Annotated in this window: 21 protein-coding genes; 10 read left to right on the top strand and 11 right to left on the bottom strand. The window is 65.1% G+C overall.

Annotated features, from left to right (window positions below):
- Positions 1–50: 50 nt before the first annotated feature.
- Positions 51–1,052, bottom strand: a complete 1,002-nt coding sequence (locus V5F77_RS04125; RefSeq protein WP_429004061.1) for an alpha/beta fold hydrolase — start codon at positions 1,050–1,052, stop codon at positions 51–53.
- Between the two features lie 230 nt (positions 1,053–1,282).
- On the opposite strand from V5F77_RS04125, the gene V5F77_RS04120 reads away from it, so the two are divergent.
- From V5F77_RS04120 to V5F77_RS04110, 3 genes are all read left to right on the top strand, one after another.
- Positions 1,283–1,903, top strand: a complete 621-nt coding sequence (locus V5F77_RS04120; RefSeq protein ID WP_429004060.1) for a Maf-like protein — start codon at positions 1,283–1,285, stop codon at positions 1,901–1,903.
- Positions 1,900–2,124 carry a DNA gyrase inhibitor YacG gene (gene yacG / locus V5F77_RS04115; RefSeq protein ID WP_429004059.1) on the top strand — a complete coding sequence of 75 codons (225 nt, stop codon included), beginning with the start codon at positions 1,900–1,902 and terminating at the stop codon, positions 2,122–2,124. Before V5F77_RS04120 ends, yacG begins: the two co-directional genes overlap by 4 nt.
- Before the next feature lie 303 nt (positions 2,125–2,427).
- Positions 2,428–3,912: an aldehyde dehydrogenase gene (locus V5F77_RS04110; RefSeq protein WP_429004058.1), complete on the top strand. Its 1,485-nt coding sequence runs from the start codon at positions 2,428–2,430 to the stop codon at positions 3,910–3,912.
- Positions 3,913–3,937: 25 nt separating this feature from the next.
- Here the strand turns inward: V5F77_RS04110 and tmpT are convergent, their stop codons facing one another.
- Entirely contained in the window at positions 3,938–4,576 is a 639-nt protein-coding gene (gene tmpT / locus V5F77_RS04105; RefSeq protein ID WP_429004057.1) for a thiopurine S-methyltransferase, read from the bottom strand.
- A 228-nt stretch (positions 4,577–4,804) separates the two neighbouring features.
- Between tmpT and V5F77_RS04100 the strand changes: the two genes are divergently transcribed.
- Positions 4,805–6,205, top strand: a complete 1,401-nt coding sequence (locus tag V5F77_RS04100; RefSeq protein WP_429004056.1) for an aspartate aminotransferase family protein — start codon at positions 4,805–4,807, stop codon at positions 6,203–6,205.
- A 249-nt stretch (positions 6,206–6,454) separates the two neighbouring features.
- Positions 6,455–6,847 (top strand): DUF1236 domain-containing protein, encoded by a 393-nt coding sequence (locus V5F77_RS04095; RefSeq protein ID WP_429004055.1) that lies wholly within the window; start codon positions 6,455–6,457, stop codon positions 6,845–6,847.
- Between the two features lie 169 nt (positions 6,848–7,016).
- Here the strand turns inward: V5F77_RS04095 and V5F77_RS04090 are convergent, their stop codons facing one another.
- The 4 genes from V5F77_RS04090 to V5F77_RS04075 all read right to left on the bottom strand — a co-directional run bounded on the left by V5F77_RS04090 (position 7,017) and on the right by V5F77_RS04075 (position 9,803).
- Positions 7,017–7,610, bottom strand: a complete 594-nt coding sequence (locus V5F77_RS04090; RefSeq protein WP_429004054.1) for a glutathione S-transferase family protein — start codon at positions 7,608–7,610, stop codon at positions 7,017–7,019.
- A 168-nt stretch (positions 7,611–7,778) separates the two neighbouring features.
- Positions 7,779–8,630, bottom strand: coding sequence for a 23S rRNA (adenine(2030)-N(6))-methyltransferase RlmJ (locus V5F77_RS04085; RefSeq protein WP_429004053.1), 852 nt, complete (start codon positions 8,628–8,630; stop codon positions 7,779–7,781).
- Between the two features lie 25 nt (positions 8,631–8,655).
- Entirely contained in the window at positions 8,656–9,342 is a 687-nt protein-coding gene (locus V5F77_RS04080; RefSeq protein WP_429004052.1) for a ribonuclease T2 family protein, read from the bottom strand.
- A complete protein-coding gene (locus V5F77_RS04075; RefSeq protein WP_429004051.1) occupies positions 9,339–9,803 on the bottom strand; it encodes a hypothetical protein in 465 nt (154 codons plus the stop codon). The genes V5F77_RS04080 and V5F77_RS04075 overlap by 4 nt, the downstream gene beginning before the upstream one ends.
- A 342-nt stretch (positions 9,804–10,145) precedes the next feature.
- On the opposite strand from V5F77_RS04075, the gene V5F77_RS04070 reads away from it, so the two are divergent.
- The 3 genes from V5F77_RS04070 to V5F77_RS04060 all read left to right on the top strand — a co-directional run bounded on the left by V5F77_RS04070 (position 10,146) and on the right by V5F77_RS04060 (position 13,650).
- Positions 10,146–11,378, top strand: coding sequence for an ornithine decarboxylase (locus V5F77_RS04070; RefSeq protein ID WP_429004340.1), 1,233 nt, complete (start codon positions 10,146–10,148; stop codon positions 11,376–11,378).
- Between the two features lie 124 nt (positions 11,379–11,502).
- On the top strand, positions 11,503–12,816 hold the full coding sequence (locus tag V5F77_RS04065) for a hypothetical protein (RefSeq protein WP_429004050.1): 1,314 nt from the start codon (positions 11,503–11,505) through the stop codon (positions 12,814–12,816).
- Positions 12,817–12,822: 6 nt separating this feature from the next.
- Positions 12,823–13,650, top strand: coding sequence for a COG3904 family protein (locus tag V5F77_RS04060; protein WP_429004049.1), 828 nt, complete (start codon positions 12,823–12,825; stop codon positions 13,648–13,650).
- A 5-nt stretch (positions 13,651–13,655) separates the two neighbouring features.
- Here the strand turns inward: V5F77_RS04060 and msrP are convergent, their stop codons facing one another.
- From msrP to V5F77_RS04035, 5 genes are all read right to left on the bottom strand, one after another.
- On the bottom strand, positions 13,656–14,621 hold the full coding sequence (msrP, locus tag V5F77_RS04055; RefSeq protein WP_429004048.1) for a protein-methionine-sulfoxide reductase catalytic subunit MsrP: 966 nt from the start codon (positions 14,619–14,621) through the stop codon (positions 13,656–13,658).
- A 110-nt stretch (positions 14,622–14,731) separates the two neighbouring features.
- The gene (locus tag V5F77_RS04050) at positions 14,732–15,433 is read right to left on the bottom strand and encodes a DUF992 domain-containing protein (RefSeq protein WP_429004047.1); all 702 of its coding nucleotides are present in this window, start codon (positions 15,431–15,433) and stop codon (positions 14,732–14,734) included.
- A gap of 20 nt (positions 15,434–15,453) precedes the next feature.
- Positions 15,454–15,942, bottom strand: a complete 489-nt coding sequence (locus V5F77_RS04045; protein WP_429004046.1) for a DUF992 domain-containing protein — start codon at positions 15,940–15,942, stop codon at positions 15,454–15,456.
- 134 nt (positions 15,943–16,076) lie between these two features.
- Positions 16,077–16,559, bottom strand: coding sequence for a DUF992 domain-containing protein (locus V5F77_RS04040; RefSeq protein ID WP_429004045.1), 483 nt, complete (start codon positions 16,557–16,559; stop codon positions 16,077–16,079).
- Between the two features lie 181 nt (positions 16,560–16,740).
- Positions 16,741–17,943 carry a pyridoxal phosphate-dependent aminotransferase gene (locus V5F77_RS04035; RefSeq protein ID WP_429004044.1) on the bottom strand — a complete coding sequence of 401 codons (1,203 nt, stop codon included), beginning with the start codon at positions 17,941–17,943 and terminating at the stop codon, positions 16,741–16,743.
- Positions 17,944–18,209: 266 nt separating this feature from the next.
- On the opposite strand from V5F77_RS04035, the gene V5F77_RS04030 reads away from it, so the two are divergent.
- Together V5F77_RS04030 and V5F77_RS04025 are read left to right on the top strand one after the other, a co-directional pair.
- On the top strand, positions 18,210–18,836 hold the full coding sequence (locus V5F77_RS04030) for a glutathione S-transferase family protein (RefSeq protein ID WP_429004043.1): 627 nt from the start codon (positions 18,210–18,212) through the stop codon (positions 18,834–18,836).
- A gap of 243 nt (positions 18,837–19,079) precedes the next feature.
- The coding region (locus V5F77_RS04025) for a hypothetical protein (protein ID WP_429004042.1) at positions 19,080–19,267 on the top strand (188 nt) is incomplete at its 3' end.

Here is a 19,267-nt window from a genome sequence, read left to right as displayed (position 1 = left end):
CTCTCCCGCGTGCGGGAGAGGGGAAAATCGTTGAAGCCGGCGCGCCGGCTTCACTTCATCAGGTCCAGCCCCTTCAGCAATGCCGCGTTGAATCCAGCCGGGTCCTGGATCTGCGGCGCATGGCCAAGCTCGGCGAATTCCACCAGCGTGGCGTTCGGAATGGCCTTTGCCGCAGCCTTCCCCAGCTCGGGATAATTGCCGAGAATCTTCTGGACCGCGGCGGGCGCCGCAGCCTTGCCGATGGCGGTATTGTCCTTCATGCCGATCATCAGCAAGGTCGGCGCCTTGATGTTGTGCAGTTCGTGCACCACCGGCTGGCTGAGGATCATGTCCGATGTGAGCGCCTGGTCGTAGGCGACCTTGTCCTTGCCCGTGCCGAGATACATGCCGGCGAGCATGTCCACCCATTTGTCGTATTCGGGCTTCCAAGTGCCGGCGTAATAGGTGCTCTGCTGGTATTTTTTCATGCCCTCGAAATTGTTGCGCTGTTCGCCCACGAGCCATTGGTCGACGGTCAGCGAGGGCACGCCCTTCTCGCGCCAGTCCTCAAGACCGATGGGATCGACCAGCACCAGGCCGGAGACGTCGTCGGGAAAGGTGAGGGCGTAGCGCATGGCCAGCATGCCGCCCATGGAATGGCCCATGATGATGGGCTTTTCGACATCGAGCTGCGCCAGCAGGGCATGGGTATTGGCGGCGAGCTGGTGCAGGGAGAATTGATAATCCTGCGGCTTGGAGGATTTGCAGAAGCCGATCTGGTCGGGAACCACCACGCGATAGCCGGCCTTGGTGAGCGGCGCGATGACGCCTTCCCAGGTGGCGCCGCAGAAATTCTTGCCATGCAGCAGCACAATGGTGCGCCCGTTCGCCTGCTGCGGCTTCACATCCATATAGGCCATGTGCAGCGGCTGGCGCTGGGAGGTGAAGTCGAACCGCCCGACGGGATAGGGATAATCGAAGCCCTCCAGCTCCGGACCATAGGCAACGCCGCTCTGGGCGGCGGCCGGCAGTGCGGAAAGGGCGAGCAGGAGACCGGTGGCTGCGAAACTCATGCGCATCGCGCGTGTCCTCGTTCCAAATCCCCCCGGCGCGCCTTCTAGCAGCGCTTTATGAACGGTCGGCGGCATCGGGATGAGGGAAGCGCCGTCCGCCCCCGGCGAAGGGGTGCCGGCCTGATGCGCGCAAACGGGCGTTCACACGCGCAACCCTTTGCGCTAGCGTCCGCGCGCCGTGCGCTGCATGCGCGACGGCGTTCTTCCGACCGGTTCGAGGTGACGCAGACGTGAACGACAGGGTGAAGCTCGTATTGGCCTCCGGCTCGCCCCGCAGGCTCGCGCTGCTCAACCAGGCCGGCATTGAGCCGGACCTGCTCATGCCGGCCGACGTGGACGAGACGCCCGACAAGGGCGAGCTGCCGCGCCACCTTGCCCTGCGGCTTGCGCAGAAGAAGGGCGAACTCGTCGCCGCCCGCGCCAAGGAGGCCGGCATGTCGGCCATCGTCGTTTCCGCCGACACGGTGGTCGCGGTGGGCCGGCGCATCCTGCCCAAGCCCGAATTGCAGGACGAAGCGGAGGAATGCCTGCGCCTGCTCTCGGGGCGCGCGCACCGCGTGTTCACCGGCCTGTGCGTGGTCTCGGCGCGCGGGCGCTCGCGCACCCGCCTCGTGGAATCGCGCCTGCGCTTCCGCCGGCTCTCGCATGACGATATCAGCGCCTATCTCGCCTGCGGGGAATGGCGCGGGAAGGCCGGCGGTTACGCCATCCAGGGCATTGCCGGCTCATTCGTGGTGAAGCTCATGGGCTCCTACACCTCGGTGGTCGGCCTGCCGCTTGCGGAGACCATCGCTCTGCTGGCGGGGGAGGGGTATCCCGTGCGGGCCGGCTGGGCGGAGCGGGCGGCGTGAACGACAACCAGCCCAAACGCGCCGCCACGCCGGCCGGTCCTTTCGCTTCCAAGCCGTGCCCGATCTGCGCCAAGCCCTCGGTGGAGCGCTATCGCCCGTTTTGCTCGAAACGCTGTGCCGACGTGGACCTGAACCGCTGGCTCAAGGGCGCCTATGCCATTCCGGTGGTGGAGGATGAGGACGAGGACGGAGAAGGCAGCGCGCCCGAGCGCGAGACCTGAAGGGGCGGTTGCGTTCCCGCGTCGCTTTTCCTTTTCTTGATTGCCCCTTCTTGCTTCCCCCTCCCTAACCCTCCCCCGCACGCGGGAGAGGGAATCCGTTGGTGCGGGAGGGGAGGGATTTCCCGCGATGCCGGCACGCCCCCTCTCCCGCGTGCGGGGGAGGGGGCAGGCGTTGCAGATCCGCCTTCCCGCAGGCTCCCGCCACATCCACCTTACGATGGGGCGCTTCCCGCCTTGACGGCGCAAGGCGACAAAGGCGAGGGTGCCGCCCACGCACCCGGCCACGCTTGAAGGAGTAAGCCCATGAGCGCCAGCACCCTTGCCGCCGCCCCTGCCGCCCCTTCCTTCCGCACCGACGCCTTCATCGACGGCCGCTTCGTGCCGGCGGCGAGCGGCAAGCGCTTCGCCGCGATCAACCCCGCCACTGGCCAGGAACTGGCGCGGATCGCTTCGTGCGAGGATGCAGACGTGGATCTTGCCGTCCACGCCGCGCGCACCGCTTTCGAGGATCGCCGCTGGGCCGGGCTGAAGCCCTCCGAGCGCAAGCGCATTCTCATGCGCTTCGCCGAGCTGGTGCGGGCCCATCGCGATGACCTCGCCCTGCTCGAAACCCTCAACATGGGCAAGCCGATCTCGGACGCGAAATCCATCGACGTGCGGGCCACCGCCGATACCATCGCCTATTACGGCGAGGCGGCGGACAAGGTTTATGGGGAGATCGCGCCCACCAATGACGAGAATCTCGCGCTGATCCTGCGCGAGCCGCTCGGCGTGGTGGGCTGCGTGACGCCGTGGAACTTTCCCATGGTCATGGCGGCCTGGAAATTCGCCCCGGCACTCGCCATGGGCAATTCGGTGGTGCTGAAGCCGGCGGAAGAATCCCCGCTCACCGCGCTGCGTCTCGCCGAACTGGCGCAGGAAGCCGGCATCCCGGACGGCGTGTTCAACGTGGTGCCCGGCCTCGGCGAGGAGGCGGGCGCGGCCCTCGGGCGGCATATGGACGTGGACGCCATCGCGTTTACCGGCTCCACCGAGGTGGGGCGCTATTTCATGCGCTATTCCGCCGACAGCAATCTCAAGCGGGTGGCGCTGGAGCTGGGGGGCAAGACCGGCTTCGTGGTGGCCCACGACGCGCCCGACCTCGATGCCGTCGCCGAGGCGGCGGCCGCCGGCATCTTCTTCAACCAGGGCGAAATGTGCACGGCCGGTTCGCGCCTGCTGGTGGACAATCGCATCAAGGACGAACTCGTCGCGCGCATCGCCGCCGCCGCGGCTCAATGGATGCCGGGCGATCCGCTGGACCCGCAGGCGAAGGCCGGCGCGGTGGTGAGCCGCGAGCACCAGGGCCGGATACTGGCCGCCATCGATCGCGGCCTCGCGGAAGGCGCGCGGCTCGTGGTGGGCGGCACGGCGGTGCGGGAAGAGACCGGCGGCGCCTTCGTCGCCCCCACCATCTTCGACAATGTGGCGCCCGGCTCCTCGCTGGATCAGAGGGAGATCTTCGGCCCGGTGTTGTCGGTGATCGGCTTCGACGGCCTGGATGAGGCGGTAAAGATCGCCAACGGCACGCTCTACGGCCTCGGCGCGGCGATCTGGAGCGGGGATCTTGCCGCCGCCTACAAGGTGGCGCGCCGCTTCAAGGCCGGCGTGGTCTATGTGAACTGCTTCGACGCCGACGACATCACGGTGCCGTTCGGCGGGGTGAAGCAATCCGGCTTCGGCCGGGACAAATCGCTCCATGCGCTGGAGAAATATTCCGATCTCAAGACCGTGTGGACGCGGCTTTAGGCGTTTCCGCTCTCGGATCGGGCGGTCAAGGCCGATCGAGCAGGAACACCCGTTCCGTCGCCTCGCAGGTGCCTTTCAGGCCACCTGGCACCGGGACGCTTTCCAGCAGGGAGATGCGATAGGTCTCCCCATAGAGCGCGCGGGTCGTGTCGGGGCTGACCGCGAACGGCGGGCCGTCGATCAGGGATTGATCATAGTCGAAGCAGATCAGGAGCTGCGGCGCGGCGGCGGTGATATCGACCAGATGGGCCGCGTAACGCTCGCGCAGGGGCTTGGGCAGGGCCACGAGCGCGGCGCGGTCGTAGACGGCATCTACCGGTCCGAGGGTGTCGCGCGTCAATTCGAAGATGTCGCCGATGAAGATGTCGATGCCGGGGGCGCTGCAGCGCGTGAGCGCACCGGCCTCAGATATCTCGGGCGAGATGTCGAGATCGGTAAATAATTGCGCCACGGCAAGCTGGCTTAGCTCCGCGCCGACCACCTCAAATCCCTGGGACAGCAGCCAGAAGATATCGCGAGTCTTGCCGCACAGGGGCACGAAGACGCGGGCCCCCTTGTGGAGGTTGAGGTGAGAGATGTGCTTCACGAGAAGGGCGTTGGGCTTGCCCTCGTGAAAGGCGATCTGGTTGTTTTCCCACTTCGTCCGCCAAAAATCCAAATCCATTCGGGCATCTCCCGTACGCGTACCCGTTGCCGGCAATGGGCCATGTCCTAGCAGGTTTGATGCGGGCGAAAGCAGCGATTTTCCGATTGGACATTCGGTCGCGGAGACCGTCGGCAGGCGGCTGCCGCAGGTCGCGTGCACCCCCGCGACAGCAACGGCGTGCTTGTTAAAACCGGAGGGCGGCCCTAAGGAAAATCGGTCGTTCGGCTCTGAAGGAGCATCGCAATCGTGACGTCCGTTCCCCCCTCCAATTCCACCGCCCACTGGCGCCATCTGGACGCCGAGCACCATCTGCACCCCTTCTCGGATACGAAGGCGCTGAATGCGGAAGGCGTGCGGGTGATCACCCATGCGGAGGGGAGCTTCATCTTCGATTCCGAGGGCAACAAGATCCTCGACGGCATGTCGGGCCTGTGGTGCTCCCAGGTCGGCCATGGCCGGCATGAAATCGTCGATGCCATCGCCGACCAGCTCCGTAAGCTCGACTATTATAATACCTTCTTCAAGACCACGCACCCCGCTGTCGCGGAACTCGCCGCCGCCATCGCCCAGGTGGCTCCCGAGGGCATGAAGCGGGTGTTCTTCACCTCCGGCGGGTCCGAGGCGGTGGATACCGTCATCCGCATGGTGCGCCATTATTGGGCCGCGCTGGGCAAACCAGAGAAGCACATCTTCATCGCCCGCAAGAATGCCTATCACGGCTCCACCGTGGGCGGGGCGAGCCTGGGCGGCATGAAGCCCATGCATGCCCAGGGCGGGCTGCCCATTCCCGGCATCATCCATGTGCAGCAGCCCTATTGGTGGGCCGAGGGCGGCGACATGGAGCGCGAGGAGTTCGGCCTCGCTGCGGCGCGCGAGGTGGCCCGCGCCATCGACGAGGCGGGGCCGGAGAATGTCGCCGCCTTCATCGGCGAGCCGATCCAGGGCGCCGGCGGCGTCATCATCCCGCCCGCCAGCTATTGGCCGGAAGTTCAGAAGATCTGCCGCGAGCGCGACGTGCTGCTGGTGTGCGATGAGGTGATCTGCGGTTTCGGGCGCACCGGAGAATGGTTCGGCTGCCAATATATGGGCGTCCAGCCGGATCTCATCACTTTCGCGAAGGGGGTCACCTCCGGCTATTTCCCCCTTGGCGGCGTGATCGTGGGGGATCGGGTGGCCGAGGGCTTCATCGCGCACGGCGGCGATTTCAACCACGGCTTCACCTATTCCGGACATCCCGGCGGCTGCGCGGCTGCGCTCGCCAACCTCAAGATCATGCATGAGGAAAAGCTGGTCGCGCGGGTGAAGGATGATATCGGCCCCTATCTCCAGGCGCGCTGGCTGAAGCTTGGCGAGCATCCCCTGGTCGGCGAGGCGCGCATGGTGGGTCTGATCGGCGCCATGGAACTCACCCCGCACAGGCCGAGCCGCGCCAAGTTCGCGGCGGAGGAGGGGACGGTCGGCCAGATCGCGCGCGATTTTTCCTTTTCCGAGGGGCTGGTGATGCGCGCGGTGCGCGACAGTCTCATCCTCGCGCCCCCGTTTACGCTGAGCTATGCGGAAGCGGACCAGATTGTGGCGACCGCATGGCGTGTGCTGGACCTCACCCAGGCCGAGCTGCAGCGACGCGATCTGCTCAAGGCCGCGTAAACCGGGGCGAAACGCCTCTGGTGTTCCAAATTTACGGCAGAGCCTGCGGTTGTCCCAGGGTAAGGCGCTTGTAAAGCGGAGATGTGATCCAATTAGGAAGCGTAGCTATAAACAACAGGTCACATGAGGGGCTGTTTCGTATCTGGTGTTGCTGAAAAATATTTCAGGTCTTCACGTTTTTATCCTCACGGGAACGAAGTCGGGTGGAGTTCGTTTGAAACTTCGACCAACCATCGTGAGGATATGATCATGAAGTCACCGATCTATATTGCGGCCCTGGCCCTGGCCATTGCGTCTCCCAGCGCTGTATTCGCGCAGGCTTCCACTGCGACCGGCGCCGTTGGCGGGGCAGCGGTGGGTGCTGTGGTGGGCGGACCCGTGGGCGCGGTCGTGGGCGGCGCTGTGGGCGCCACCATGGGCGCGGCGGCTGAACCCCCGCAGGAGGTGCGCTCCTACGTGATTCAGGAGAACCGTCCCTCGGTACGCTACCAGCATGAGGTCGTGGTCGGCGAGCCGCTGCCCCCCAGCGTGCAGGTCTATTCCGTGCCCAACCATGACGAATATGCCTACACCGTCGTCAACGATCGCCGTGTGATCGTGGATCGCGGCACCCGCAAGGTGATTCAGGTCGTCACGCCCTGATCCAACACGTCACCGCCCTGGCGCGTGAAGGGCCTTTTCCCGGCCGGGTTCGTCCCGGCCGGGATTTTTATGTGCTGGGGCGTGTTTGCATTTCTGTGGGCACGCGAGGACCGTTTGCCGGGAGGCAATCGGACCACAGACAATGCGATCGGTCAGGAGGCGGTCGGGTTCAGTCGGGTGCGCTGGCCGAGAAGGCCGGGCAGCGCGCGGCGAACCGCTCATACCATGCCACCAGGCCCGGATGATCCGCGCGCCATTGGCCGCCGAAGCGGAAGTCGAGATAGCCCAGGGCGCACCCGAGCGTGATGTCGCCCACGTTGGGGTCACCCTCGGGCGGCGGGCTGGCTTCCAATTCGGCGAGCGCGCGGGCCACCTTGCCGGCTTGCATTGCCACCCAGCTTTCGACGCGCTTGTCCTCGCTGCGATAACGGGCCTCGTAGATCTGGAGGATGGCGGCATCCATGATGCCGTCGGCGAGGGCCTCCAGGCGCAAAGCGGCGAAGCGAGTCTCGGGATCGGCAGGCAGAATGCGGCCGCCGCCGGCGACATGGTCGAGATAGGCGAGAATCACCGGGGAATCGAACAGAGCCGGGCCGCTGTCCCGCAGCAGCACGGGGATTTTGCCGAGCGGGTTTTGCTGGCGGATCGAGTCTTCCGAACTCATCGTGTCGGCGGTCTCCAACTCCAGCGCAAGGCCGAGATGGGCGGCGGCGACGCGCGCCTTGCGGGCGAACGGAGAGGCGGGCGAGTAACGCAGGCGCATGCGGCTGGCTCTTCTGGCGTGAGGATCCCACAGCAGAGCTAATCCCCTTTGGGATATGGGAGAAGCGGTTTCTCGCGAATTTTCTGCGCGCGGCGGTGCAGGTGGAAGAACTTCCACCGCGCTGCGCTTTCATTCGCGATATGGCGGGCGGCGATCCTGCGACGCGCGTCAGCGTTCCGGGACGATCCAGGAGACCCGCGAGCGGCCCTTGCCATCATGGGCCAGCAGCGGTGAAAGCGCTGTCAGTATGGTCCGCATCTCGTCGGCGAGCGTGAACGGCGGATTGACGATGATCAGGCCACTCCCGGAGAGCGCATCCGTGGCGCGCACCTCGGCAAAGTCCAGTTCCACCCGCAGGGTCTTGGGAAGGCCCACATGGGCCACCTCGCGGCGGAAGGCGTCCACCGCGCGCAGGTCCTTGATGGGATACCAGAGCATCAGGATGCCGGTGGCGAAGCGCTCGTGGAAGGTGGTGAGCGCGTCGGCGAGCCGCTTGAACTCGCCGCCTTCCTCAAACGGCGGGTCCACCAGAACCACGCCGCGCCGCTCGCGCGGCGGCAGATGGGCGGCGAGGGCGTTCCAGCCATCCTGCGACAGCACTTTTGCGCGCGGATCGCCGCCTATGTTCTTCTCCAGCTTCGCCCGCTCTTCAAAATGCAGTTCGGAGAACAGGAAGCGATCCTGCGGGCGGCCGAGGGCCAGCGCCAGCGCGGGCGAGCCGGGGTAGCGGCGGGCACCAGCATGACTGCGCAGTGTGCGCACTGCGTCGAGATAGGGCGCGAGAAGCTCGGCGGCCGGGGCGGGAAGGTTGGCTTCCAGCACCCGCTCGATGCCCGCTTCCGCCTCGCCCGTGCGCTGGGCCGAAACCCCGCCGAGATCGTAGAGCCCGGCCCCCGCATGGGTATCGAGCACGCGATAGGGAGCGTCCTTTTTGTTGAGATAGGCGAGCACACGCGCCAGCGCGGCGTGCTTCATCACGTCTGCGGCGTTCCCGGCATGGAAGGCATGGCGATAATTCATCGGCGGCGTCGGCTTTCCCAGCGCCCTATCGAACGGGAGGCACCTGAACCGGAGGCACCTGCAAGCTGCGCCCGGCCCGGCATCCGCGCCGGTCCGCCTCTGGACAGGACTGAAACGAAAGATCCTTGCTGAAGCAAAGCCGCACCTCGCGCAAGCGGTTGGCGCTGCAATCGACCGCGATCATATCGGCGGTGAGGCCGGGATTGGCAGCAATGAAGGCGGTTTCCACCGCTGCCGGCGTCACCGTCTGCGGCTCAGCCGGCGCAGTGAAGGCGGGCGGCACCACCACCTTTTCCCGCGCGGCACGCAGGGTGGCGAAATAGGCGTGTGGCGAAAGGCCCGAACAGGTGCCGTGCCGGCGCCATTCATGGATCACGAGACCGCGGCTCGGCATCAGGTCCTGGATGCCGTTGAGCGTTTCGGTCGGGATATAGGGTGCCGGGGTCTGGCAGGACTGGGGATAGCCGCGCGCGTTCTGCGGCCACAGCCCGTGAACGATGAAGCCAAACGGCTGCCCGGAGCGGCATTGCGCCGCCTCGCTGCGCGACCGCTCGGCACAAAAGGTCGGCGACCAGGAGAGGGCGAGAATATAGAAGTCAAAGCTCCTGGGCGGTGTCGTGCCCGGGTTGGACGCAGACCCCTGCGCCTCCGCGTGCCCCGCGACCGCCGCTGCAAGCAGGAACAGGGCGGCGGCGCAGAGGCGTCGAATCACGGACGCGCCATCTGGCAACCGGGTGCATAGGCAAGGTTGCGATCCAGCCCGATGATGCACCATTCCACGCCCCAGGTGTAACCCTGGAAGCTCGAATCCTCGATGATGGAATAGTCGATCTGGCGGATCTTGTTATCCGACAGCACCACCTTGGCGGTGCAATAGCGGCGCGGCTGGAATGCCTCGCCCCAGGGGCGGAAGGCGGTTTCACGCACGTTGGAATAGGACAGGATGTTCAGCGGCGCGTTCCAATACATGCGCTCGGTCTCGGCAAAGCGCATGGAAATGGTGCCGAGCGCCAGCGGCTCGGTGCAGGCCGGCAGGTTGCCGCTGTAGTTGTCGTTGGGCAGCCAGAAATTGTCGAGAATGCTGGCAGCCTTGGCAGGCACTCCAAAGGCGAGGCCGGCCAACAGGGCCGCGATCCCGGCAAACGCCCGCCCGCTGCGCATCGTGCGACCCATTCCCACTCTCCCGTCACTTCAATCCGACATTTGGCGGGACGATGGAACCGGCAATTGTCCCGGTCAAGCGCAGCGGAGACACACCCGGCGACAAAAAGCGAAACCGTGCCATCTGCGTGCTGCGAATCGTCGTCATCATGTTGTGAGCCGAACCCGCCCTGAACCCCGTGCCCGGTGCGGCGTTAAGGGAAGGGGCCTGCACGCAGGTCTTTACCCTGCGTCAAGAAGATGGATGCCGCCATGTCGTCCCCCCGGTTCGTCCCCCAGATGGTCTTGCCCCAAATGGTCTCGCCCCAAATGGTCGTGCCGCCACCCGGCGTGGCCGCCCCCGGCCCGCAGGAGCTGCCCCGCTTCGCGACCGGGAGCGAAGCCGCCCTGCGCCTTCGGCCAGACCAGCCGGTCTATTGTTTCCGCCCGCAGGTGCTGCTGGCCGATGCGCGCGCCTTCCTCTCCCTGTTTCCCGGAAAAACCGCCTATGCGGTGAAGACCAATGGCGAGCCCCTGGTGCTCGACGCCCTCGCCGGCCTCGGCATCTCGGCGTTCGACGTGGCGAGCCCGGCGGAATTCGCCGCCGCCCGCGCCGCCGTGACGGCGAGCGAACTGCTCTACATGCATCCGGTGAAGGCCCAATCGGACATCCGCCTCGCGCTCGAGCGCCATGGCATCACGGTGCTGGCGCTCGATCACGAGGACGAGGTGGCGAAGATCCTGCGCGTGGTCCGCGCGCTCGACCTCGACCCGACGCAGCTCACCTTGTTCGTGCGCATCGCCAGCAAGGGGGAGGCGGCCTACGAGCTTTCGAAGAAATTCGGCGCGGCACCCATGCATGCGGCCGAACTGCTTCAGCGCATCCACCACATCGGCTTTCGCTGCGGCATCGCGTTCCATGTCGGCAGCCAGGTCGTGGACCCCACCACCTATGAGCGCGCCATCGCGACCGCCGCCGAGGTGCGCGACATCGCCAAGGTGCCGGTGACCGCCCTCGACATCGGCGGCGGCTTCCCCGCCCAATATGCCGAGGACCCGCGCCGCCCCTCTCCCCCCATGCCGCCCTTGCCGGAGCTGATGGGCAGCGTGATGGCGGCGGTGCGGCAGCACGGCTTCGGCGATACCCCTCTGGTGGCCGAGCCCGGGCGGGTGATCGTCGCCCGCGCCTTCTCGGTGATCGTGCGGGTGCTGTTGAAGAAGGGACAGCGACTCTACATCAACGACGGCATCTGGGGCTCGCTGTCGGATAGCTGGACCGGCAAGCTTCTGCTGCCCGCGCGCCACATTCCCGACCCCGCCCGCCGCCGCCGGCCCGGCGCCTCCGACAAGATCGTGCCGTTCCGCATCTATGGCGCCACCTGCGACAGCGTCGACGTGCTCTCGCGCCCGTTCTATCTGCCGGAGAGCATCGACACCGGCGACTGGATCGAGATCGGCCACATCGGCGCCTATTCCCTCTCCCTGCGCACCCGGTTCAATGGCTTTTACCCAGATACCTTTGTGGAGGTGACCCAACCCTTCGACGCGGAGGGAGTTGTCGCCGGACTGGCGGCGCCCGAACGGCGGGCGAACGTAGAGGAAGCGTGAACGTCACGCTGCAGAATTCGGCGTATTCACAACAAATTCCCGACGGAATTTCTGGTTATTCGTCGTTTGACTTCGTGTTCTTCTAAAATTTTGTGCCGCCCTAAGGGGCGTGCTGGAGATTGCCATGGCCACGGCCTTGCGGGATGGTGTGCGCCAGCTTGAGACGACGGCGCGCATCTGTTTGATGGTTCTTGCGCTTGCAAGCGGTGTTTATACCTATATCGGCGTGCGCGATTTGCTGGATGGAAGCGCCACGGCGGTGTTTTTCGCAGCGATCATCTATTCCGTTGCCGTGTCGGTCGACATCTATGCCTTCTGGACTTTCATGATGCGGTTTCTGCCCCATATCGAGGACAGGGGCAGCCGCATGTTGATGTTCGGCGCCATGGCTTTGGGATCGCTGATGATCGTCGCCATGTGTTCCTGGCTGAATGCGAGCGCGCTCGCCGGATCGGCCGCGATCGAGCAGCACATGAGCCGGGCGATTGAGGATTACGATCGCGCGCTGGAAGAAAATCACAATAAATCTCTGGCTGCGCAGGGACTGGCGCCCGACATCACCATGGCTGCTGCGCGCTTCTCCCAACTTGCCGATGCCGAGCGCTCCGGTTCCCTCACCGGTACCACCGGCTCCGGTACCGTGGTGCAGCTTCTGTCCCAGATGTCGAGCCAGCTCGGCGCTCTGTCGAAGCAGGTGTCGGCCTCTGGCGATAAGGTGAAAGTGCTTTATGATCAAGGCTCTAAGCATCTCGCGAAGATGCGCGAGCTGGCCTCTGGCTCCGGCCGCGTGCTGCCCCGCGCCGATGCCTTCGGCGGCGAGGCGACAGCTTTGGCCGGCATCCTGACCTCGCTCCAACAGGCCTCCATCGCTCCCGCCGTGAAGCGGGCCGCCACCGATTTCGCCACCAGCTTCATCGCCCCCGCGGCCGATGGCCGTTCCGCCGATGTCATCGGGCGACAGAACGAAGTCGTCGGCCGAGTTCAAGACGCTGTCGCGGCTCAGTCCAAGGCGCTTTCCGGTGCCGCGCAAAATGTCATTGAGATGCCCGCCTATATTCCCCCGCGGTTCCAGCAGATATCGCCGGCGGAAGCGGTGCTACGCTATGCCTCCGACTTCATTCCAAGCTGGGCAGGCGCGATTTCGATCGATCTTCTCCCCGCTGTCCTTGTATTCATCCTATGCATCGTGCATGCGCACATGCGCCGCGAGGGGCAGCCGCAGGCCAATGCCGATACCATGAGCGCTGCCGATCTTCTCGCCGCCCTGCGCATGGCCCGCGCGGTTGAGGTCGCCCATGCGGACCTGCGGGCCCCATTGGTTCCTGCCCTGGGCGAGGGATCGCAAGTGACTGAAAACAAACAAGCCGAACCGGAGCTTCCCGTCGAGGAGGAGAAGGTCACGGCCCTCCACGGCGTGCGTCCCTCCAAGCGGGACTGAGGTGGAATGACCCCCACCGCCTTCTTCCAGGCCTTGCGCGCGTGGCGCCACCGGCCGGACGATGCCCTGCTGCACCTGCTGTTCGCGGCTTTGCTGATCGCCAGCGGAGCCATGCTGGTGCAGGATTTCGGCCAGCTCCGCAAAGCCCAAGCGGCGCTGTCCTCTCCCGTTCCGGGGCAGGAGGAGGCACCCGGCGGCGCGCCCCTCAGCCCGTCGCGCGAAACCGGCCCGCAGGCCCCGGCCGCCGACGCAGCACTGGGCGCCCCCATGACCTTCGACCTGCTGAGCGACGGGCGCCTTTCCGCCACCGGCACCATCGCGGCCGGCACCGCCGCCCTGTTCGCGGCGGAGGTGGAGAAGCGCGGTTCTTATGTGAAAACGGTGGTGTTGCGCTCCCCCGGCGGCTCGGTCCAGGATGCTCTGGCCATGGGGCGTCTCATCCGTGCCAAGGGGTTCGCGACAGAGGTGCCGGCGGGGGCCTATTGCGCCTCGTCCTGTCCGCTTGTCTTTGCCGGCGGGGTGGAGCGCAATGCGGGGCGCAAGGCCGCGATCGGCGTCCACCAAGTTTATGGTGCCACACCCCCCTCCGGTGGGGCGGTTCCGGACGGCATGGCGCAGGCACAGCGGGTTTCAGCCGAGTGCCAGCGCTATCTGCGTGACATGGGTGTGGATCTTGAGGTGTGGTTGCGCGCCATGGAGACGCCGAAAGAGAAGCTGTTCTACTTCACGGCAGAAGAAATGGCGCGGCTGAAACTCACGACGCCGGCTTCCACCCCGCTTGCAAACCCAGCGGCTGCAAACCCAGCGGCCACGGTCGCGCCGCAACGCGGCTAAGCTGCTCACATGAAGAGCTTTTCCTTCGCCAGCCCGGTATAGAGCGAGGCGACATATTCCCCATACCCGTTGTAGAGCAGGGTGGGGCGCCGTTCGCCCGTGGCAATGTCCTTTTCCGTCGCCTGGCTCCAGCGGGGATGGGGCACGTCGGGGTTCACATTGGCCCAGAAGCCATATTCGGCGCCCTGAACCACTTCCCAGAAGCTCTTCGGCCGCTTGTCCACGAACGAGACCTTGACGATCGCCTTGATGGACTTGAATCCGTATTTCCACGGCGTGACGAGGCGGATCGGCGCGCCGAATTGGTTCGGCGCGGGCTTTCCGTAGATGCCTGTCACCATGAAGGCGAGGTCGTTGGTGGCTTCTTCAATGGTCACGCCCTCAACGTAGGGCCAGGGATAGAAACGGCCATATTGACCCGGCGCCACGTCACGGTCCAGGAACGTCTCGAAGCGCACATATTTGGCCCCGCTCAGCGGCTTGGCATAATCCACCAGGGCCTTTAGCGGAAATCCGGTCCAGGGCACGGCCATCGACCAAGCCTCGACGCAGCGATGGCGATAGAGCCGCTCCTCGAGCGGCATGGCCTTGAGCAGATCGTCTATCGCCACATCGCGCGGCTGTTCCACCAGCCCCTCGATACGCACCGTCCAGGGGCGGACCTTCAGCTTCGCCGCAGCTTTGCCCACGTCGTAATTGGTGCCAAACTCATAATAATTGTTCACCGTGCTGGCGGCGGCCTCCGGCGTTAGCGGTCGGTCGAGCGTATAGATCGGGTTCCGCTTGGCGGGATAAAGGCTGGCCGAGGGATCTGCCACCGCCGCGGTTTGCGCGGATGCCAGTTGCGGCAGGACGCTTGCACCGATCAGTCCAGCGCCGGCACCAAGAATGGCGCGCCGGGAAAAGAAGACGCTCTCTGGCGTCGCCTGGCTTTCTGGAATTTCCCAGCCGCGTCTGCGTCGAATGAACATGAAGAGCCTCCGTTGCCGCGCAGAATCGGTTCGAACGGATGCCCGGGCAATTCAAACGCCCGTGTTAACGGTATCAACGGACCGTTTTCACGGCACCGTGACACCTGTTCCTAGCGGGAGAGCACTTGCTCATTGGTGCGAACGGGCGGCAGGGTCGGGTGCAGGGTGAGCGTCGCCGCTGCGAGCGATATACTCAGCCCACTGTCGGCGGAAATGCTCAAGGGCTGAAGGGCAATGCTGGACTTAGCATCTTTTGCCATCAACACATTCGCGGAGAAACCGGGGCCGAGGGACGCGCCGCTGGAGAGGCCCACATATTGACCCGAGAGGGCCCCTGCGCCCAGCTTCGGGGTCGTGGCGAGCACCATCCAGAGCATGCTTCCCTGGTCTGACACGCCGAAGTCGAGTCCGGCGCGTTCCAGCGTGCCAGTATAATATTGGTTCATGCCCATAGAGGCGCGGAACTCGCATTCCACCTTGCGTGTGGAACCGAAGCCATAAGCGATCGCGGATTCGCCACGACATTCCAGCAGGCCGGATTCGACTTTTTGCAGGTCGGTTGTCGCTGGTTCTGCGGCTGCGGCTTGAGGGGAGACAGCCTGAGGGGTGGCGGGCGCAACTGGCGCCTGCGCAGCCTGGCCGGATGCAAGCGGCGCCTGAGCCGTCCGGGCGGCTGGCGATTGGCCGTCAACCTGAGCTGAGGCAGAAGGTTCAGCCCCCGGTGATAATTCGATCTGCGCGGCCGCGAGCGGCGCCACAAGTCCAGACGTGGCCGCGGAAGCGAGGAGAAGGGAGCGGAGGATCGAGGTCATGTCGCGTCCTCCGTCGCGCCTCAACGCGTTGGGGTGAGGGTGAGGTCCGAAATACCGGCCGCTATCGCAACACCGGTGGTACCTTCGAGAGATAATGGCTGGAGCGCGATGGTGCTGTTGGAGCCGCCAAGCAGCACATTCGCGCCGCCGCCGAGGCCCCAGGCCGCATCGGCGCTGACGCCGACATACTTGCCAGCCAGATTGACCGGAGCTGGCAAAGTGTTGGGAGCAAATACAGCCCAGCCGAGCTTGCTTGCACCGGTGACACCGATGTCGATACCGAAGCGGGCAACGGTGCCCTTATAGGTACCCTGAACAACCGGTGCCGTGGGCGAACCGGTCACGAGTTGGCAGGTCATCTCCCGCAAGGAGCCGAGCACGAAGGCGACGGCAGGGGCGACGTTGCACTGGAGCACGCCGACCTGCACCTTGGCGGGTGCCTGGGCGCTCGCAGAAGTGGCAATGAGGCCACCCGCGACAATGGCAGCAAGAACCGAATAAATTCGCATCGAATCCCCCATGGTCTGACCCGCCAGTGGTACGTCGGCGACAGAAGGGGCACAATACCGGAATATACCCAATGCCCGTGCCATGGCGGGCGAATGCCCCGCCGCCGAAGCGGCGGGGCAGGGCGAAGCTGCGATCAGCGCAGCGTCATGTCGGCCACGCCGAGCGCCAAGTTGACACCGGTCTGGGCCTCGACGGAGAGAGGCTGCAGCGCAATGGTGTTGTGCGAGCCGCCCACCAGGGCGTTCGCGCCGAGGCCGACGCCAAGGGCCGCGTTAGCGGAGGCGCCCACATAGGTGCCACGCAGGTCGTTGACGGCGATCTTGCGGGTCGGAGCAAGCACGGCCCAGACCAGCGTGCCCTTGCCGCTCATGCCGATATCGAGGCCGAAGCGACGCACGGTGCCGGTGTAGGACGCACGCGGCACGCCGCGGGCCGCCGGGCGCAGCATGCAGGACATGTCGCGGATCGACCCGATGATGAACGAAACGTTCGGAGCCATCTGGCAAACCAGGGTCCCGACCTGAACGCGGGTCTGCGCGGCCGCGGGGGCTGCGCCGAGCGCGAGAACCGAAGCGGCCAGAGCGGCGGCGAAGCCGGCCTTCAGAGCAATCTTCATGGTGTGCTTCCTCCAATAAAACGCCGGCAGGCGGGGGGAACGACCGGCGCCGTTAAGCCTTAGCCTGGACCAAGTGTTCAGCCAACGCTTACGAAAGGCCGAGGTTCCATCGAGGGCCTGCGAAATCAGTAGATTCCGCAGGCCCTGCGACGAATAAGTCACGCTTGCCTTTAGGGAGGGTTCAGCTCAGGGCGCCGCAGAAGCGTTGAATGCGCGTGCAGGCCTCTTCCAGATCTGAGGTCGCCGTGGCGTAGGAGATTCGGAACGCAGGTCCAAGACCGAATGCCGAGCCGTGCACCACGGCGACATTTTCCGCTTCCAACAGTTCGGTGGCGAAATCCTCATCATTCGCGATCACCTTGCCGGAGGGGGCTTTCTTGCCGATCGCGCCCGAGCAGAAGGGGAACACGTAGAAGGCGCCTTCCGGCTTCGGGCAGGTGAGGCCCTTCGCCTGGTTGAGCATGGACACCACGAGGTCGCGCCGCTCCTTGAACACCGCGTTGTTCCTGGGAATGAAGTCCTGCGGCCCGTTCAGCGCTTCCACTGCCGCCCATTGGGCGATCGAGGAGGGGTTGGACGTGGACTGCGACTGCAGCGTGCCCATCGCCTTGATCAGGGCCTCGGGGCCGGCGGCATAGCCGATGCGCCAGCCGGTCATGCAATAGGCCTTCGACACGCCGTTCAAGGTCAGCGTGCGGTCGTAAAGGCTAGGCTCCACCTGCGCAGGGGTAGCGAACTTGAAGTCGTCGTAGACGAGATGCTCATACATGTCGTCGGTGAGGACCCACACGTGGGGATGCCGCACCAGCACGTCGGTGATGGCCTTCAGCTCGTCATGGGTATAGGCGGCGCCAGAGGGGTTGGACGGCGAATTGAAGATCAGCCACTTGGTCTTGGGCGTGATCGCTGCTTCCAGCACATCCGCGCGCAGCTTGAAATTGTCTTCCAGCTTGGTCGGAACGCTCACCGGCGTGCCGCCGCAGAACTCGACGATATCGGGATAGCTCACCCAATAGGGTGCCGGGATGATGACCTCGTCACCGGGGCCGACGGTGGCCACCAGCGCATTGAACAGCACCTGCTTGCCGCCGGTGCCGACCGACACCTGGCTCGGCTTGTAGGTGAGGCCGTTGTCGCGCTTGAACTTGGCGACGATGGCGGCCTTCAGCTCGGGAATGCCGTCGACGGCGGTATAGCGCGTCTCGCCACGGCGGATAGCGGCGATGGCGGCTTCCTTGATGTTGTCCGGGGTCTCGAAGTCGGGCTCGCCGGCGCTGAGCGCGATCACGTCGCGGCCAGCCGCTTTCAGCTCCCGCGCCTTGTTGGAGATGGAGATGGTCGGCGACGGCTTGATGCGCTTCAAAGCGGGCGAAAGGAGGCTCATAGCCTTTGACTCCGGACGCAGGCCGCCGGCTCCACACGCATCAGCGCTGGGTCCGTCGGACGCGAAGGGTGAGACGAAGCGCCGGCCCGCCGCTGGGCGATCCGGCATGCGGCACTTTCTTAGTCGAGGGCGTTTTCCCGAACAAGCAAGCATTGTGAATGGATGGCCGGCAATGCACTGATGGATCGGACTTCGGATCGCGGAACGGGCGCCTTGCGAGTGGCGCGGGAAGACTCCATGTAGGCAGTGGCCGAGAGGGGACCGCCGTGCTGACGCTATATTCGACGCAAGCCTCAGGTAACTCCTACAAGGTACGGATGCTCCTGGCGAAGCTCGGCAGGCCGTTCCGCCTGGTGGACATTGACATCTTGTCCGGCGAGCATCGGACTCCGGAATTCCTGGCCAAGAACGCCGACGGACGCGTGCCGCTGCTGGAATTGCCAGGCGGGCCGACGCTCGCGGAATCGAACGCCATCCTGTTTTATCTTGCAGACGGTACCTCGTTGCTTCCCTCCGCTCCCCTGGCGCGGGCGGAGGCCTTGCGCTGGATGTTCTTTGAACAGAATAACCACGAGCCCGGCATCGGCCAGGCTCGGTTCTGGCTACAGCAGGTGCGCGGCGGTCGCGAGTTGCGGACCCACGACATCGACCGCTGGATGGAAGAGGGCTACGGCGCGCTCAAGGTGATGGAGCGCCATCTGAATGGCCGGCTGTTTTTCGTGGGAGACGGGCTCACCATCGCGGATATCGCGCTCTACGCGCATACGCATGTGGCGCACGAGGGCGAGTTCGACCTGACACCGTTCGACAATGTGCGCAAATGGTTGCACCGCATAGCTGCGGAGCCGGACCATGTGGAGATCGAATGGCGGCCGCTGGAGCAGGCCGCCTGACGTGCGCGGGGCCCGCTTGAGGCGGGGCGCGCTGAGGTCTGACGCGAGCGATACAACCTGATCCCGCTTTGAGAGTCGCGCTCGCGTGATCTAAGTCACGAAAAGGCCACGCTTATTCAAAGGCCTGACGTGGCGTCGCCACAATCGCGGCTTGCTTCGCTGGCAACTTTTGATGAGTCGAAGGGAACCGATTCGCGGCATCCCGGCTTCTACGATTAGTCGAACCGGCCGAGGCGAAGCATCATGTCCGAGTTTCGTGAGTTTGCTCTGCTCGAAAAAGACGTTTCCTGCGCGGATCCCGATGCTTTGGCGCGGGCGGTGCGCAACCACAAGGCCGGTGATGCGCTGGCTCAGGCTGCTCTCACGATTGCGTTGATGTTGGCGATCTGCGCTGTAACCGTGGTACTGTCATTCGATCGCGCAAGTGCTTC

The organism is Roseixanthobacter psychrophilus (assembly GCF_043195195.1).
GTDB lineage: Bacteria > Pseudomonadota > Alphaproteobacteria > Rhizobiales > Xanthobacteraceae > NCEH01.
Note: the sequence above shows the minus strand (reverse complement) of the source record. Positions and strands in the feature narration are given on the sequence as shown.

Excerpts from the sequence above, each read along its gene's own strand:
- msrP (WP_429004048.1), bottom strand. The coding sequence starts at position 14,621 with ATGTTCATTCGACGCAGACGCGGCTGGGAAATTCCAGAAAGCCAGGCG.
- V5F77_RS04110 (WP_429004058.1), top strand. The coding sequence starts at position 2,428 with ATGAGCGCCAGCACCCTTGCCGCCGCCCCTGCCGCCCCTTCCTTCCGC.
- V5F77_RS04125 (WP_429004061.1), bottom strand. The coding sequence starts at position 1,052 with ATGAGTTTCGCAGCCACCGGTCTCCTGCTCGCCCTTTCCGCACTGCCG.
- V5F77_RS04060 (WP_429004049.1), top strand. The coding sequence starts at position 12,823 with ATGACCCCCACCGCCTTCTTCCAGGCCTTGCGCGCGTGGCGCCACCGG.
- V5F77_RS04095 (WP_429004055.1), top strand. The coding sequence starts at position 6,455 with ATGAAGTCACCGATCTATATTGCGGCCCTGGCCCTGGCCATTGCGTCT.
- V5F77_RS04045 (WP_429004046.1), bottom strand. The coding sequence starts at position 15,942 with ATGCGAATTTATTCGGTTCTTGCTGCCATTGTCGCGGGTGGCCTCATT.
- V5F77_RS04050 (WP_429004047.1), bottom strand. The coding sequence starts at position 15,433 with ATGACCTCGATCCTCCGCTCCCTTCTCCTCGCTTCCGCGGCCACGTCT.
- V5F77_RS04035 (WP_429004044.1), bottom strand. The coding sequence starts at position 17,943 with ATGAGCCTCCTTTCGCCCGCTTTGAAGCGCATCAAGCCGTCGCCGACC.
- V5F77_RS04085 (WP_429004053.1), bottom strand. The coding sequence starts at position 8,630 with ATGAATTATCGCCATGCCTTCCATGCCGGGAACGCCGCAGACGTGATG.
- V5F77_RS04065 (WP_429004050.1), top strand. The coding sequence starts at position 11,503 with ATGGCCACGGCCTTGCGGGATGGTGTGCGCCAGCTTGAGACGACGGCG.
- V5F77_RS04075 (WP_429004051.1), bottom strand. The coding sequence starts at position 9,803 with ATGGGTCGCACGATGCGCAGCGGGCGGGCGTTTGCCGGGATCGCGGCC.
- tmpT (WP_429004057.1), bottom strand. The coding sequence starts at position 4,576 with ATGGATTTGGATTTTTGGCGGACGAAGTGGGAAAACAACCAGATCGCC.
- V5F77_RS04090 (WP_429004054.1), bottom strand. The coding sequence starts at position 7,610 with ATGCGCCTGCGTTACTCGCCCGCCTCTCCGTTCGCCCGCAAGGCGCGC.
- V5F77_RS04040 (WP_429004045.1), bottom strand. The coding sequence starts at position 16,559 with ATGAAGATTGCTCTGAAGGCCGGCTTCGCCGCCGCTCTGGCCGCTTCG.